The organism is Arachnia propionica (genome assembly GCF_037055325.1).
Taxonomy (GTDB): domain Bacteria; phylum Actinomycetota; class Actinomycetes; order Propionibacteriales; family Propionibacteriaceae; genus Arachnia.
Genome location: NZ_CP146373.1, coordinates 1,797,563 through 1,813,119, shown reverse-complemented (window position 1 = coordinate 1,813,119; position 15,557 = coordinate 1,797,563). Strand labels below are relative to the sequence as shown.

Here is a 15,557-nt window from a genome sequence, read left to right as displayed (position 1 = left end):
GGTAACGACGTTATCTTCTGTGGGTCGTGGGGTCAATCAGTGGCGGAGGTTCGGGTTTCGTGTTCCTCACGCAATCGGATCAGCTCCTCTTGGCCGTTCTCGGAGAGTTCTTTGAACCAGCCCATGAGATGGCGGTCGTTGCGGGGAATTCCGGCCTTGATCGCTCTGCGGTACCAGGCGGGCAGCAGGAAACGTGGGAACCAGAAAAGCATCCCCAGCAGCGCGATGGCCCCGGTGGGGAAGAAGATCAGGCCGATCAGTCCTTTCGCCCACACGGGAAGTGAATCCGCGACGCCCAAACAGATCAGACAGATCCCCGTGTAGGGCAGGGCCAGGGTTCCTGAGGATCTTCCGTTGTAGGTCGTGACGAAATTCGGGATCCGCGCATTCCGCATGCGTATCCCTCCCCAGAGCGCCAGGATTCCGAGGACAACCAGGAAGATGCCCAAGGACACGGGGGATGTGGTGCCGCGCTGTGCGGAATCAAGCAGGATCATGAGTTGGATCCCTGCCGGGCGAGTCGCATTGAGGCATCCAGGAGGAGCTCCCAGAAGGGTCGTCGTGGGTTGCTGGTCACGGTGATCTCGTCCTCATCCGCCCGGTTCCTCAGGATCGCGGCCCCGCGGTGTGGGGTCATCACCCAGGTGAGCGCCGGTTCCCCGTCCGGACCGAGCAGGGACATCGGAACCCAAGGCTGCGCGGAGAATGCGACGGCATCCCTCCGGGTCGCGGTGCTGGGTGGGATGTCGGCCAGCAGCTTTGCCAGCAGCTCGTATCGCGTCACGGTGTAGCGGAAACGCATGTTCCAGACGGGATGGAATCCAATCAGCTCCAGTAGGACCCGGGGAATCCGCTCCGTGGGGCAGAAACCGAGGGCGCTCCTGTCGGAAGTGGTGTATGGGCAGATGAAGGACAAGACAGCCAGGGCGGTCGGGCCGTCGATCCAGAAGGTCAGCAGCCTCGGTGAAGAGCCCTTCACCTGCAATGTCAGGTGCCGTCCGTTTCGTAGGTGCCGAGCCACCCGCGCCCCCAGCTCTGTGAACACACCGTCCCAGCCCGTCAACCCTGCCCGCACCAGCTTCCAGCCGGTGTAGGTCAGCATTGTTTTCTTCGCAGAGCGGTCGAGTAATGCCAGGTCGTTGAAGGCCTTGAAGGCTTTCTCGGGGAGCTCGACGACCTCGGTGGAGAGGCAGGGAATGACAGGGGCGGTGTCGACGGGTTCGGCTCGCCACGGGGAATAAGGTATGACCGGCTGAAGTTCGGGCGGTTCGAGGATCTCCAGGTTTTCCCGGGGCGCGTCGTCGCGCCGCTCCGCCCACTCGTCGCAGAGGAGCGCGTCGGCGGTCAGTTCCTCGCGAGGAATCCCGCGTTCCTTGCGAGGTAGGGGGCGGAGGCTGTTCAGGATCGTCTCGTGCATATCGCCGCGATGCCAGGAGCGCCAGGGCGCGGTCACTTTCAGCTCCGCCAGCGCTTTTCCGCTTATCAGCAGGTCGCGGATCGTCAACAAACCAGGCGATTCGGCGTCACCTCCGGCAGCGTCCGGAGCGGAGAACGCCCACAACCGGCGGCGCTCCCGGATGTCCCCGTTGGCCTTTCGATCGGGAATCGCCTCCACGTGGAGGACGGTCTGCTTCCAGGAGATCTCCCGGAGGTTCGCCCACGATGCCCGCGCCAAGGAGGATCGGACGGGACGTTTCACCCGCCACTCCCGCAGCACGACGTTCGGGGTGAAGCCCGCGACCGACTCGTCCGAGGTAGCGGTGACCAGCCCGTCGTTCGCCTCCGCCGTCCAGGCGGCGGGCACGTCGAAGGCGAAGCAGGTGCCGGTCAGGGTGGGGTTCATGACGTTTCGGTTCCTGGGGTTTCGTTCGGTGCGGCCTCGTGTTCTCGTCGGAGTAGGACCAGCTGTTTCTGGGTTTCCTTGGGGAGTGCCTTGAATTTTCCCATGAGGTGGGGGTCGTGTCGTGGGACCCCGGCTTTTAGGGCCCGTCGGTACCAGGAGGGGGTGAGGAATCTGGGGAACATGATCAAAAAACTCGAAAGCCAGACCAGTATGCATAGGACTCCTGTTCCGCCAATGAAGACCACGAGTAGGGGAGGGAGGTATTTGAAGTAGTCCCCCAAGAATAGGGAGAGCATGCCAACTCCTCCGAAAGGTAGTCCCAGGGCCCGTGAGGGTCCTCCTCGATAATTGACGACAAATTGAGGTGTTGATTCGTTTCTTATTGAGAGTCCCACCCATAGTCCTGCGATACCGGTGACCAGAAAAATCGCTCTCGCTACTATTGCTCCGGGGGGCATGGCGTCCAGAAGAGTCATCCGAACAGGCCTCCGATGCGCTCTATGCCTCCCTTGAGGCCATTCCAGAATCCCTCGACTCCGTCGCCGATGTGCTCTCCGACGGTCTTGCCGTCGCCAAGCTTGATCATCTGGGCCAAGCCGACGCCGAGGCCGACGGCGAAACCAACGGCGGTGCCGGCCACGGGTACGGTTGATCCAAATGCTGCTCCAGTGGCACCGGCTGCAAACGCTCCTGCAATTGCGGAAGTGCCTGCTTGGCCTGCTGTGCGAACCGTAGCGGTTTCGGTGGATTTCAGTGCGCGTTCGGATTCGCTGAGATGCGGTTCCTGTGTGGTGTAGCGCTCCTGTGCTCGACTGTATTCACTTGCGAAGGTCAGCCCGGTTCCGAGCCATCCTAGGCCCCTCCCGACATTGGCGGCTGTTGTGGGTATCCTGAATCTGACAGTCGATGTTTGGTTCCTGCCCACTCCGAGGCTGGTTCTTCCCGGCGCAGTCTTCGTGGTCACCGGGCCAAGTGCCACATTGCTCTTGGGGCCGAAGAGCGACTCGCGGAACATGTAACCGAATCTTTGCCACCATGTTTTTCCTGCTGGGTAACTGAATGCCTTCACGGCCAGCCTGGTCTTGGACTTGGTGTACGGTTTCCCGTTCCAGACAGCCGACCAGCTCGCCAGTTTCTGTATCCACTCGCAGTTCTTCCCCAATCGAGCCATTATGCGAACCAGGAAGTTGTTTCCAGGCTTGATCCAGAACGTCCAGTGGCCTATGGAAGTTTTGGTTCTCAGGCGGATTGAATCCGCGACTGCACCCCCGAGTCCCAGCGCCTGCTCGCCAACAAATTGAAGCCAGGCCTTCGAGTCGGGATCTGAAAGTTCACCATTGCCTTCAATTTTCGACAGGCCCTGGACGCATTCGGTAACTGTTTTTCTGTACAGCTCCCCCAGTTCATTTATCTGCCTTTGGAGAGCTTCCCCCTCTTTGCGTTGCTCCTCTGCCGCAACCTCGTCTAGCGGACAACCCTTTAAATTGAATGCCTCTGCCTCGGCGACGAGCTGTTTTCTTCTCGGTTCGTATTCTTCCAGAACGGTTGCAAATGCCCCCATTTCTGTCGCCGCCACCGCGCTGCCCTTTGCGGCGGATTCGGCGTCTCGTACCGCGGGTTCAAACGCCGTTAATAGGTAACCTTGGTGAGGGGTCTCGTAACAGCTCCCCAGCCTGCCCCAGATGCTATTTGCGCTACTGAACGTGTCGGAGAATGAAGTTCCATATTGCGCCAACCTCTCGGCTGCTGAACCTATTGAGGCGGCGTCGGGCCAGTCCAGAAGAACTTCGTAGTTGACTGTCATATTTCCATTCCATCCATGATTTTGATTTCTCCGGCATTTCTGGCGTCGAGCTCGGTCCTGCGCGCCATTTCCTGGTCGCCCTGCTGGATCGCAGCGACCGCCCCGCGTCCACCTGCAACGGCCTTGGAGGCCTTCTGTTCTGCCGCGGTCATGTTTCGAGTCAGGACACGGTTGTAAACCCCGCACAGTGCTGAAGCGATCTGAGCTGCTTCCCCTCTGGCGCACCAGGGGGTCGGCAAAGTGGGTGGGTGAGGGCGGCTGAGCGTTGACAGGGGTGGCGTGTCGTTGAGGTGGGGCGCGGGCCCCGTAGGGACGATGAGTGGTGTCTAGTCATCCCTTTCGTCCTGGGAGCCCGCGCTGATGTCATCTTCCACCACGACCGTTCTGTCACGCCAGCCCCTGGTCGAGGTTCTTAAGAACGTGGACGACCCGCGTGATCGGCGGGGAGTACGCCACAGCCTGTTCACGGTGCTGTCACTGGCCGTGACCGGAGTGATGGCCGGGTGTCGCAGCCTGACGGCGATATGGGAGCACACCACCGATCTGACCGCCACCGACCTGGAGGCGGGCCAGGCCCTGCCGTCGGAGTCCACCATCCGCAGGGTGCTCCAGGACCTGGACCCCGCAGACCTCAACACCCATTTGAGGTCCTGGTTCTGTACACGTACCGGCACCGTCGCCGGTCGAAGGGTGATCGCGGTGGACGGCAAGACCATGCGTGGGGCCCGTACCAGCAAGGACCCGGCGCCTCATCTCCTCTCAGCCCTGGATCACGCCACCGGCACGGTCCTGACCCAGGCGCGGGTGGCGGACAAGACCAACGAGATCCCGGCGCTCAGGGAGCTTCTCGAACCGTTGGACCTGGACGGGGCGGTGGTCACCGCCGACGCCATGCACACCCAGGTAGACACCGCTCACTGGATCCACGATCAGGGTGGTCACTATCTTCTCACTGTCAAGAACAACCAGCCCGGTGTACGTAGGACGCTCAAGAAGCTGCCCTGGAAGAACGTTCCGTCAATCTCAAGCGTTGACACTTCGCGTGGGCGGCGGGTGCGGCGTACCGTCAAAGCGGTCGAGGCTCCCGCCTGGGTGGACTTCCCCGGGGCGGCTCAGGTGATCCAGGTCCGGCGCACCCGAACCACCAAGAATCGCAGGAACACAGGCAAGAACAGCAGCGGTAGCGCCAAGACGACGACTGTGGAGGTGGTCTACCTGGTCTGCTCTCTACCCATGACTGATGCCCAGCCCGAGACCGTCACCGCCTGGATCCAAGGGCACTGGGGAATCGAGAACCGGCTCCACTGGGTCAGAGACATGGTCTTCGACGAGGACCACCACCAGCTGCGCACCGCTAACGGCCCCGAGATCATGGCCGCCCTGCGCAACCTGGCCATCAGCCTCATCCGACTGGCCTACGGCGTCCAAGCCGCCATCGCCTCAACCACCAGGTCCCTATCACGACAACCAAAACGCGCCATCAAGCTACTCACCCAAACAACCACCTAAACCGACTTTGCCGACCCCCTGTCTGGCGCACAAGGAGCCAAGTTCCTCGACCTCTCCGCGCAGATTAGAATGAGTTGATTTCCCAGTGGAGATCTCCCCTTCCGTCTGGCTGAAGATGGCCTTGCAGGCAGCTGGGTCTACTTTGTAATATGTCATTGTTTTCCTCCTTGCGTGAATTCTCTTACCATTCCCCCTAAGATCTGCCATAGCGGTTCTGTAGAATTTCTGGTGATGGTGACCCTGTCCTCCGCATCTTTTTCGTACAAAACCCCCGCGCCTCGCTGCGACGTCGTGACCCAGGCGATGCCCGGTTCTTCTTCGTCTGGGCCATTGAGAGAAATGGTGGTCCATGGCTGATGAGAGAACTCGATGGCGTCCCTCCCGGTCGCGGATCTGGGGGGTGTGTCCGCGAGTAGCTTCGCGATGAGTTCGGGCTGAGGGAAATTGTATTCAAATTCCATGGGCCAACTCGGAAGAACACCTGCCCACAGGAACAGAAATCTGGATATGTCATCCACCAAGCAGTTACCTAGCAGGTAGTTGGCCTGTCCCGAAGAATCGTCGATCACAGGAATCACGACCAAAGAGGTCATGTCATTGATCCAGAAGGTCAGCAATTGGGGTGGTGAGGTATCCGCTAGGGCTGTTATACGATTCCCCTCTCGCAGGTGAACGGCCACCCATTCGCCTGTTTCCGTGAGTGTGCCGGGATCGTCGATCAGTCCCGCCCGGCGAAGTTCCCGACCGGGGGCCGAGAACTTCGCGGTCTTCTTCGAGTACTCGAGCAGGGCCAGGTCGTCGAGGGCGGTGAATGCCCCCTCCGAGAGTGTGGCGATCTCCCCGGCCAGCGCCGGAACGGGATCCGGCTGGACGTCCAATTTCTCCCGGGGAACGCCGTCACGGTTGCTGGCCCAGTCGTCAAGATCGACCGTGAAGACGTCCGAGTCGGTGTGGGGGACCCGGCGAGCCCTGGGTGGCAGGGGACGGAGGCTGTCCAGGATGGATTCGTACACGCTGCCGCGATGCCAGGCCATCAGCGGCACGGTCGCGGTCACCTCGGCGATCACGTCGCCCACCACGAGGAGGTCCTGGACCATCACCAGGCACAGAGCGTTCCCGTGCGCCTCCGGGATCTTCAGCGTCGAGAACGCCCACAGCCGACGGCGTTCCGCCGGCCCCGGCGCGGCATTGGCGTCGGGGAGCGCCTCCACGTGGAAGAAGAAAGAACCAGGGATCTGGGTCGACAGCACTGCGAGGTTGGCCTGCGACGCGGCTGCCAGGGAGGTGGGTTCCGGGCGCCTCAACCGTGATTCCCGCAGCACGACGTTCGGGGTGAAACCCGCGAACGATTCATCCGAGGTGGCGATGACCACCCCGTCGTTCGTCTCCATCCTCCAGGCAGGGGGTACGTCGAGGGCAAAGCAGCAACCGGTCAACTCCATCGGGGACTCCTCATTGTCTGGCCGTTGCCCACACACGCTAGACCCGATTCCCGGGCGGCGTGGGGAAACCCGAAAAATTGGGGTCGCGGGGACGAGGTTCTTTCCGGAACCCGGTTGAACCAGCACGTTCGCTGGCGTTCGTGTGCTGACTCGCCCGTCTTGTCCCTTCACCGCGCCGGGCCGTGACGCCCCCGATCGGGACCGCTTCTTTCGGCGCTCGACCTGCGAATCTGTAGCGTTTCAACCTGCGAATCTGTAGCGTTTCGACCTGCGAATTTGTCGCATTGGCGCGGTGGAATACTCGGAAAGGGCGAGTGACAAGGAGCTGGATGAGCTTCCCGACGGCCTACCGTCGGGAAGACGGGGTGGCGGTGGTTCCCCTGGCACTGCTGGGGCCGTGACGCCTGGGCTCCGCAATCCGGTCAGCGGACGAAGGTGGGGGCATCGGGTGTCGAGCGCTGGTCGTCGTAGGCGTAACCGTTCTCGGTGAAGTCGGGGAGCCCGGCAGTGGAGCGGATCCGGTTACGGACCAGCCAGCCGGCCATGGCGCCTCGGGCGCGTTTGGCATGGAAACTGACCACGCGGGCGGTGCCGTTCCGATCGCGGTCCTCGAAACGCGGGGTGACGATCCGCGCATCGAGGCGGTCGGCGTCGACGGCAGCAAAGTACTCCTGCGACGCCAGGTTGACCAGCACTTTCTCCCCCGGGGACGCGGCCAGGTCCTCACGCAGCAGGTCGGTGATGCGCCCGCCCCACCAGTCGCGGAGGTTGCGGCCACGGTCGGTGGCCAGGCGGGTGCCCATCTCCAGGCGGTGCGGCTGGATCAGGTCGAGGGGACGCAGCAGCCCGTAGAGCCCTGACAGGATCCGCAGGCTCTTCTGCGCCTCGGTGAGGTCGCGAGCATCGAAGTCGCGGGCGCGCAGCCCCTGGTAGACGTCGCCGTTGAAGGCCAGCACCGCCGGGCGCGAGTTGTCGGGGGTGTGCGGGGTGGTGAACTCGCGGTAGCGCGTCGCGTTGAGATGGGCCAGGTCCTCGGAGATGCGCATCAGTTTCGCGATGTCGCTAGGTGATGTGGTGCGCATGATCTCGATCAACCCCTCGGTCTCGTCGATCAACCGCGGTTCGGTGTGCCCGGTGGCGGTGATCGGTGAGTCGAAGTCGAGTGACTTTGCGGGGGACAGGACGCTCAGCATGTCCTCATTGTCGCCCATCCCCCTCCCGCTCTCCCCGGTTCGCTGGCCTTGTTCCTGTTTTGCTGGCCTTGTTCACGTTTGCCTGCGCTGTGAGGCCAGCGAACATGAACAAGGCCAGCAAACCGGCATTAGGGCCAGCAAACAGGGGGTAAGGCCAGCAAAATAGGGGGAGGGGTGAGGTGCGGGGAGCAGCGGGCGAGAGGCGCTGATGAGAGCTATTTCAACAAGATGAGAAAGCTCTCACGTCGGCCTCATCCCTTGCTTCATTTTGGTTGCAATGCTTTCTCCAGTCCCGGACAACGGGGCTGGAGAGAAAGGCAACGATCATGGCGGAAACCTACCGGGTGCTGCTGTACAGCCACGACTCCCAAGGCCTGGGGCACGTGCGGCGCAACCTGGCCATCGCTCACAACTTGGCCCGGCGTCTGCCGGGAGCCGTCGACGCCGACGTCGCGGGGCTCCTGGTCACCGGGCTGGCACCCGCATCACGCTTCCCCCTGCCCGAGGGCTTCGACTGGGTCACCATCCCGGGCGTCTCCAAGGGTCGTGACGGCTACCAGCCGCGCAACCTGTCCGGCGCCACCGGCGACCTGATCAAGCTCCGTTCGCGGCTGCTGCAGGCCGCCCTGCTCGGTTTCAAGCCCGACCTGGTCATCATCGACCGCCACATCTACGGCGTCTGGTCCGAGCTGCGGGAGCCCCTCATGTGGTTGCGTGAGCACCACCCGAGCGTGCGGGTGGTGCTCGGGTTGCGCGAGGTCCTCGACGAACCCCACGTCGCCGCTGCGGAGTGGGAACGTCTCGGCGACCCCGACCGGCTGCGCGACCTCGTCGACGAGGTGTGGGTCTACGGCGACCCCGCCGTCCACGACCCCATCGCCACCGGAGAGGCCCCGCCCGCTCTGGCCGACCGCATCCGCTTCACCGGCTACCTCGCCCACGACCGTCGCGTCAGCGACCACGGCGAACCGATCGAACCCAAACCGTTCGTGCTCACCACCGCGGGCGGCGGTTCCGACGGTCACGAACTGCTGCGCGCCGCCGTCGCGATGCGCGTCCCGGACGGGTACGAGAACATCGTTGTCACCGGGCCGCAGCTCGACGACGCCAGTTTCGAGGCCATCGCCTCGCAGGCCGCCCCCGGCACGCAGGTGCACCGCTCCTGGCCGGGACTGGGCAGCCAGATCGCTGAGGCCGCTGCCGTGATCTCCATGGGCGGGTACAACACCGTCTGCGAGATCCTCGCCACCGACACCCCCGCGCTGATCGTGCCCCGCGAAACCCCGCGACTGGAGCAGCTGATCCGCGCTGAGGCCCTCTGCGACGCCCGCGCCCTCGACGTGATGCGCACCCCGCAGGTCACCGCCGAGGCCCTCGGCGACTGGGTGGCCGACGCCGTGACGCGCCACGTCGACCGCTCCCACATCGCCCGCGACGGCCTGGCGACCACCGCCGATTTCGCCGCCGACCTGCTGAACGACGCCAATCTCGCCGCCCAGGAGGTCGTGGCATGACCCGCATCGGATACGTCCTCAAGGTGTACCCGCGTTTCTCTGAGACCTTCATCGTCACCGAGATCCTGGCCCGCGAGGCCCACGGCGACGACCTGCGCATCTACGCGCTGCGTCCCACCACCGATGCCCGCTTCCACCCGGAGATCGCGCGGGTGCGTGCCCAGGTCTCGTGGGTGCCGCGCCCCGCGAAGGCCAGCGACTTCTGGGCCCAGCTCAGCAACTCCCTGCGTCACGAGGACCTGCGACGTCGATTCGCCGAGCTCGCGCCCGACATCGCCGACATGCCCGCCGACGAGGTGGCGCAGGGAATCTCCCTGGCGGCGTCCGTGATTGACGACGGCATCGACCACCTCCACGCCCACTTCGCTTCCCTGGCGGGCCGGATGGCGTGGCTCGCGTCCCGGTTGACGGGGGTGCCCTACACCATCACCACGCACGCCAAGGACATCTACCACGAGTCCGTGGACCGCGACTGGCTGCGGCGGATCTGCGGTGACGCCGACCGAGTGATCGCGATCAGCCGTTTCAACGAGCGCTACCTGAACGAGGTCCTCGACGGCACCGGGGCGAGGATCTCCCTGCAGTACAACGCCCTCGAGCTGGAGCGTTTCCCCTACCGCGACCCGATCCAACCGAGCTTTCCGCTGCGGATCGCCACCGTCGGGCGGCTCGTCCCGAAGAAGGGTTTCGCCGACCTCATCGACGCCGTCGCGGCCCTCGATGTCCCCGTCGAACTGGATATCGCGGGTGACGGTGAGCTGCGCGACGAGCTCGCCGCTCAGATCGAACGCCTCGACCTGGGGGATCGCGTCCGCCTGGTGGGTCCGCTCACCCAGAACGAGGTCTCGGAACTGATTCGCGGCTCCCACGTCTTCGCTGCCCCCTGCATTCCCGCCGACGACGGCAACATCGACGGTCTGCCGACGGTGGTGCTGGAGGCCATGGCCCTCGGCACCCCGGTGGTCGCGACCTCCGTCAGCGGCCTGCCCGAGGTGGTGCGCAACGACCTCACCGGCATCCTCATCGAACCCGGAGATGTCGCCGCCCTGACCCGTTCCCTGGCCGAGCTGGCCGCCGGACAGGTGCCCGTGGTCACCCTCGCCCGCAATGCCCGGGCCCTCATCGAGGAACAGTTCAACAGCCGCCGCCAGGCGGCCACGCTCTCCGCGTGGGAGGGAGAACACTGATGCGTATCGCCTATGTCACCGTCGATCCCGGAATCCCCGTCTTCGGCACGAAGGGTGCCTCCGTGCACATTCAGGAGGTGGTGCGGGAGTTGATCCGTCGCGGACACGACGTCACCGTCCACACCACCCGTGCCGGGCGCGACATTCCCGATGACCTGGTCGGCCTGAAGGTGATCGAGACCCGCATCGAAGCCGACGACCCTGCGGCCAGGGAACGCGCCCAGCAGGAGGTTTCCGCACAGATTGCGGCGCGCATCATCGCCGATGGCGCCGACCTGGTCTACGAGCGCTACTCGCTGTTCAGCACCGCGCTCGCCGAGGTGTCCGACGCCATCGGAGCAGTCGGGGTTCTGGAGGTCAATGCTCCTCTCATCGAGGAGCAGCGCACCCACCGCGTGCTCGTCGACGAGGAGGCCGCCGGGAACGCGCTGGCCCGGCAGGTGACCGCAGCCACCGCCACCATCGCGGTCTCCGATCCTGTCCGCGACTGGGTGCGGGAACGCACCGGCTCGGATCGCGTCCACACCGTTCCCAACGGCGTCAGCATCACCCGCATCGTGCCGCGGCCCGAGGAGATTGGCGACCCGGTGGTGACCTTCGTCGGAACCCTCAAACCGTGGCACGGTGTCGCTGACCTGCTGGCCGCCGCGGCCCTCGCCAAGCGGCCCTGGAAGCTGCGGATCATCGGCGACGGGCCTGAACGGGCCGCCCTGGAGGAGCAGGCCGCGGGCCTCGGGATCGAGGTGGACTTCCGCGGTGCCGTCGCCCCCGCCGACATGCCGGGGCAGCTTGCCGGATCCGCCATCGGCGTGGCCCCCTACCCCGATCTTGGTGGCGAGCAGCAGCAGTATTTCTCGCCTCTGAAGGTCTACGAATACCTGGCGGCTGGACTGCCGGTGGTGGCCTCCGCCGTCGGACAGCTGCCGCAGATCCTCGGCGAGCTGGGCACCCTGGTGCCGCCCTCCGACCCGGCCGCGCTGGCCGCCGCCATCGACGACCTCGCCGCCGACCCCGTGCTGCGCGGAGAACTGGGGTGGCGGGGACGGGTGCAGGCCGAGGAGAAACACAGCTGGGCCGGTGCCGTCGACCACATTCTCGACCTGGCCGGGAGGGCCGATGGCTGATCGCGACAAACCCTCGATGCGGCGCAGCCTGAAGCTGGTCGCACCCGACATCGCCCCACATCGCGCGCTCATCCTGTTCGGGGTGCTCGCGTTGCTGATGGAGGTGGCCTTCCGGGTGCTGGAGCCGTGGCCCCTGAAGATCGTCGTCGATGCGGTCACGGCGTTCCGGGGTGCGAAGGTTTCCCACCAGCCCGCGAGTGTTGAGCTGCTGATCGGGTGCGGTGTCGCGCTGTTGTTGATTGTGGGGTTGCGTGCCCTCAGTAACTATCTGGCCACCATCTGCTTCGCGCTGGTCGGTTCCCGGGCCGCCACGTCGTTGCGGGCCCGCGTGTTCCGGCACGTCCAGGGCCTGTCCCAGCAGTTTCACGCCCGCAACCGCAGCGCCGACACCGTGCAGCGGATCGTCGGTGACGTCGCCCGGATGCAGGAGGTCGCGATCACCGCAGGCATGCCGCTGCTGGCCAATGTCGCAACCCTGCTGGTGATGGTCGTGGTGATGTTCGTCCTCGACCCGTTGCTCGCCAGCGTCGTGCTGGTGGCGATCGTGGCCTTCGCGGTGACGTCGGGTCCGACGTCGCGGAAGATCACCGACGCGTCCCGGCAGACCCGTAAGGGCGAGGGGCATCTGGCCAACACCGCCCAGGAATCCCTCGCGTCGATCCGCGTGGTGCAGGCCTACGGTCTGGAAAACATGGTGGAGAAGAACTTCACCTCCGCGAACCGAACGTCGCTGCGGGAGGGGGTGCGGTCGCGTCGCTACGCCGCCAGACTGGAACGCACCACCGACGTCATCGTCGGCCTGGCGACCGCGATCGTGCTGGTCGGCGGCGGGTTGCGGGTGATGCAGGGCGCGATGAGCCCCGGCGACCTGGTGCTGTTCACCACCTACCTGCGCACCACCATGAAACCGCTGCGTGACATGGCCAAGTACACGGGTCGCATTGCCCGGGCCAGCGCATCCGGGGAGCGGGTCGCTGACCTGATGGAGATCACCCCCGACGTCGTCACCCCCGACATGCCGGTGCGACCGAACGTCGTGGTGGGCGCGGTGCAGTTCGACCGCGTGGTCACCGAATACGACGGTGTCCAGGTGCTGCGCGGTCTCGACCTGAACATCCGGCCCGGCGAGCGGGTCGCGATCATCGGGCCGTCCGGGGCGGGCAAGTCCACCCTCGTGTCGCTGCTGGTGCGGGCCATCGACCCCGTCTCCGGGTGCGTCCGGCTCGACGGGTACCGCCTGACCGACCTCGACCTGACCCAGTTGCGCGCCAGCATCTCCCTGCTGCATCAGGAGGCGGTGCTGTTCACCGGCACCATCCGCGAGAACATCCGCATGGGTCGCGGCAACGCCACCGACGCGGAGGTGGAGGCCGCCGCCCGCGCCGCCAACGCCCACGACTTCATCATGGAACAACCCAATGGCTACGACACCGTCGTGGGGGAACGCGGCGGCACCCTCTCCGGCGGACAGCGGCAGCGGATCGCGATCGCCCGGGCGTTGCTGCGCCGCTCACCCGTCGTGGTGCTCGACGAGGCCACCACCGGCCTCGACCCGGAGGCCGCGAGCCTGGTTCTGGACGCCATCGACCGGCTCGCCGCGGGGCGCACCACCCTGGCCGTCACCCACGACGCCGAGGTGGCGCTCAGGGCGACGCGGGTGGTGTGGATCGAGGACGGACGCATCCGGCTCGACGCCTCCCCGGAGGAACTCATCGCCACCAGCGACGTGTTCCGGGCTTGGGTGCAGGCCAGCGGCCGCGACATGGACTCCATCAGGATAGGAAGCCCGCGATGAACACCGAACAACTCGTCGCCCGCGTGCTCGATCCCGGCTGGCTCAGCGACCAGGCAGGACGTCGTGTCCGGGCCGCTCGGCTGCGGATCAAACCCCGCACATCGCTGGTCGTCGGCCTCGACGACGCCTCCGGCCACCCGGTCGGATGGCTGCGTTTCCTGTGGCCCATCAGCCACAACAAAGCCGCCCAGACCAGCCGGGAAGCCGGTGAACTGGGCTTGGAAACCAGTGAACACGAACTCGGGGAGCTGCTGGTGCAGACCGGCTCGCTGCCCGCCGACCCGAAACTGTTGACGCGCATCGCAGCCGCCACCGCGTCCGGGAAACTCGGGAGCTGGGAGGCGTCGCAGGTGCTGCGCTACAACCCGCTGCGCAGGATGGTGGTGCGCGACGGGAGGCGCGTGGTGCGGGTCGCGACCAGTCGGGACAGGGGGGTGGCCTTCGACCGTTTCATGGCGGGGGTGGTCGAAACTCCCCGCCGTCTCGACGACGGCACCCTGGACGGCGTCAGCGTCCACGCGTTCACCGGCGACCTGGACCTGGCCGACCTCCTCGACGGAAACCCACCCGAGGCTGACCGCGAGCCCGTCCACGGCGCCTCCGATCCCGTTCGCGCTGCCGGGGCGATGCTCGCCCGGCTTCACGCCGCCGAGGTTCCCGGCGACCTGGCCCGTTCGCTCGCCGCCCGCACCGCCGACCCCGTCGCCCAAGGACTGGCCCACGCCGCCCTGCTCGACGAACTGGCCCCGGACCTGGCGGAGCGGATGCGCCGGGTGGTCGCGGAACTTCCCGGGGCCGCCTCCGCGATGCCGGTGCTGTCCCACGGCGACCTGTCGCCCGACCAGGTGCTCACCACCCACGCCGGCGACACGGTGTGGCTCACCGACTTCGACCGCGCCTGCCTGGCGCCCCGCGCCGTCGATCTGGGGTCCTTCCTCGCGGTCCTGGACGATGCCGCCTTCCTCGACGGCTACCGCGACGGTGGCGGGCAGGTGCCGCCCGAGGATCAGCTGCGACGGGCGGTCGCGGCCTCCTTGATTCTGCGGGTCGCCGACCCGCTGAGACGCGCCTCCCGCGACTGGAAACAGCAGGTCTCGGCGAATCTCGATCGGATACGGGAGGTTGCGACGTGAAAGCCCTGACAACAGTCCGTGCGCTCAACGGTGTACGGCGCGCCTGGCCCGGTAGCGGCGGCTCGATCACCTTTGAGATGGCCGCCTCCGCGGGAACACTCCGCGCGGGAAAGATCAACCGGAACGGCGAGGTGTGGATCACCAGCCACGCCTGCGATGCGAAACTTCCGGAACTGACCCCCAGCATCGTGGGCAGGCTCGTGGTGCACCGACTCCACCGCCGGGCCGTGGTCCTGACCGACGACCGGGCGATCAAGTTCACCCGTCAGGGCCGCGCCAACACCGTCGCGGTGCAGTCCTCGCAGGTCGCGGAGTTGTGCAACGGCTCCGGAATCACCGCGGCCCGGGTGCTGACCCACTCGCCGTCACGGGTGGAGCTGGGGCTCCTGCCCGGTCGCACCTTTTACGACCTCGGCGGTGACGCGCTACCCGGGTGGCGACGTTTCGTCGAGACCTGGCCCGGTCTGGTCGTGCGCCCCGCCGGGCTGCCGGAACACACCGGAGACGACGAGGCGAACGTGTTGTGGCGGTGGTTCGAACGCGCCCGGGAACACCGGGCGCTGCCGCTGCTGGATCAGCTTGGCGCCGAGGTCGTGGAAACCTGCCAGCACCTCAGAACCGGCGACGACGGCACCCGCGTGCTCACCCACCGCGACCTCCACGACAAGCAACTCCTGTGGGACGACGACAGCCTCGGTCTGCTGGATTTCGATACCGCGGCCCGCGGCGAGGCCGCCTTGGACCTGGGGAATCTGTGGGCCCACGTCGAGCTGCGACACATTCAGGGACGTCTCACCCAGCAGGATCGCGACCGCATCCTCGATCTGCTGCTGGGCGACCTGGCCGGCTCCCTGCCCACCACTCCCGGACGCATCGCCGTATACCACCGGGCCTCCCGGCTGCGGCTCGCCTTCGTCTACGCCTTCCGGCCACCATCGGCCGGCTGGCTGCCCCGCTGGGTGGAGGAAACCCTCGCGTTCTCCGGCCCTGTCATCCCGTGAACCCGTGAAATG

General features: G+C 65.8%; 14 protein-coding genes. 7 read left to right on the top strand and 7 right to left on the bottom strand.

Annotated features, from left to right (window positions below):
* Positions 1–32: 32 nt before the first annotated feature.
* The 5 genes from V7R84_RS08370 to V7R84_RS08350 are packed head-to-tail and all read right to left on the bottom strand — an operon-like array spanning position 33 to position 3,886.
* A complete protein-coding gene (locus tag V7R84_RS08370; protein ID WP_338567924.1) occupies positions 33–497 on the bottom strand; it encodes a hypothetical protein in 465 nt (154 codons plus the stop codon).
* A complete protein-coding gene (locus V7R84_RS08365; RefSeq protein ID WP_338567922.1) occupies positions 494–1,843 on the bottom strand; it encodes a hypothetical protein in 1,350 nt (449 codons plus the stop codon). Before V7R84_RS08365 ends, V7R84_RS08370 begins: the two co-directional genes overlap by 4 nt.
* Positions 1,840–2,319 (bottom strand): hypothetical protein, encoded by a 480-nt coding sequence (locus V7R84_RS08360; protein WP_338567920.1) that lies wholly within the window; start codon positions 2,317–2,319, stop codon positions 1,840–1,842. Before V7R84_RS08360 ends, V7R84_RS08365 begins: the two co-directional genes overlap by 4 nt.
* Positions 2,316–3,647, bottom strand: a complete 1,332-nt coding sequence (locus V7R84_RS08355; protein ID WP_338567919.1) for a hypothetical protein — start codon at positions 3,645–3,647, stop codon at positions 2,316–2,318. Before V7R84_RS08355 ends, V7R84_RS08360 begins: the two co-directional genes overlap by 4 nt.
* Positions 3,644–3,886, bottom strand: coding sequence for a DUF6507 family protein (locus V7R84_RS08350; protein WP_338567918.1), 243 nt, complete (start codon positions 3,884–3,886; stop codon positions 3,644–3,646). Before V7R84_RS08350 ends, V7R84_RS08355 begins: the two co-directional genes overlap by 4 nt.
* Before the next feature lie 121 nt (positions 3,887–4,007).
* On the opposite strand from V7R84_RS08350, the gene V7R84_RS08345 reads away from it, so the two are divergent.
* The gene (locus V7R84_RS08345; RefSeq protein ID WP_338567917.1) at positions 4,008–5,156 is read left to right on the top strand and encodes an ISAs1 family transposase; all 1,149 of its coding nucleotides are present in this window, start codon (positions 4,008–4,010) and stop codon (positions 5,154–5,156) included.
* Between the two features lie 152 nt (positions 5,157–5,308).
* Here V7R84_RS08345 and V7R84_RS08340 read toward each other — a convergent pair whose 3' ends face one another.
* Both V7R84_RS08340 and yaaA read right to left on the bottom strand, forming a co-directional pair.
* Positions 5,309–6,598 (bottom strand): hypothetical protein, encoded by a 1,290-nt coding sequence (locus V7R84_RS08340; RefSeq protein ID WP_338567915.1) that lies wholly within the window; start codon positions 6,596–6,598, stop codon positions 5,309–5,311.
* Between the two features lie 422 nt (positions 6,599–7,020).
* Complete coding sequence (gene yaaA, locus V7R84_RS08335) at positions 7,021–7,791, bottom strand: peroxide stress protein YaaA (RefSeq protein ID WP_338567913.1); 771 nt, start codon at positions 7,789–7,791, stop codon at positions 7,021–7,023.
* A 326-nt stretch (positions 7,792–8,117) separates the two neighbouring features.
* Between yaaA and V7R84_RS08330 the strand changes: the two genes are divergently transcribed.
* From V7R84_RS08330 to V7R84_RS08305, 6 genes are read left to right on the top strand one after another with little or no spacing between them, the layout of a single operon-like run.
* Positions 8,118–9,305, top strand: coding sequence for a glycosyltransferase family protein (locus V7R84_RS08330; RefSeq protein WP_338567911.1), 1,188 nt, complete (start codon positions 8,118–8,120; stop codon positions 9,303–9,305).
* Positions 9,302–10,492, top strand: a complete 1,191-nt coding sequence (locus tag V7R84_RS08325; RefSeq protein WP_338567909.1) for a glycosyltransferase — start codon at positions 9,302–9,304, stop codon at positions 10,490–10,492. Before V7R84_RS08330 ends, V7R84_RS08325 begins: the two co-directional genes overlap by 4 nt.
* Entirely contained in the window at positions 10,492–11,616 is a 1,125-nt protein-coding gene (locus V7R84_RS08320) for a glycosyltransferase family 4 protein (RefSeq protein WP_338567907.1), read from the top strand. The genes V7R84_RS08325 and V7R84_RS08320 overlap by 1 nt, the downstream gene beginning before the upstream one ends.
* Positions 11,609–13,411 carry an ABC transporter ATP-binding protein gene (locus V7R84_RS08315; RefSeq protein WP_338567905.1) on the top strand — a complete coding sequence of 601 codons (1,803 nt, stop codon included), beginning with the start codon at positions 11,609–11,611 and terminating at the stop codon, positions 13,409–13,411. Before V7R84_RS08320 ends, V7R84_RS08315 begins: the two co-directional genes overlap by 8 nt.
* A complete protein-coding gene (locus V7R84_RS08310) occupies positions 13,408–14,544 on the top strand; it encodes an aminoglycoside phosphotransferase family protein (RefSeq protein WP_338567903.1) in 1,137 nt (378 codons plus the stop codon). The genes V7R84_RS08315 and V7R84_RS08310 overlap by 4 nt, the downstream gene beginning before the upstream one ends.
* Positions 14,541–15,545, top strand: coding sequence for a phosphotransferase family protein (locus V7R84_RS08305; RefSeq protein ID WP_338567901.1), 1,005 nt, complete (start codon positions 14,541–14,543; stop codon positions 15,543–15,545). The genes V7R84_RS08310 and V7R84_RS08305 overlap by 4 nt, the downstream gene beginning before the upstream one ends.
* Positions 15,546–15,557 lie beyond the last annotated feature (12 nt).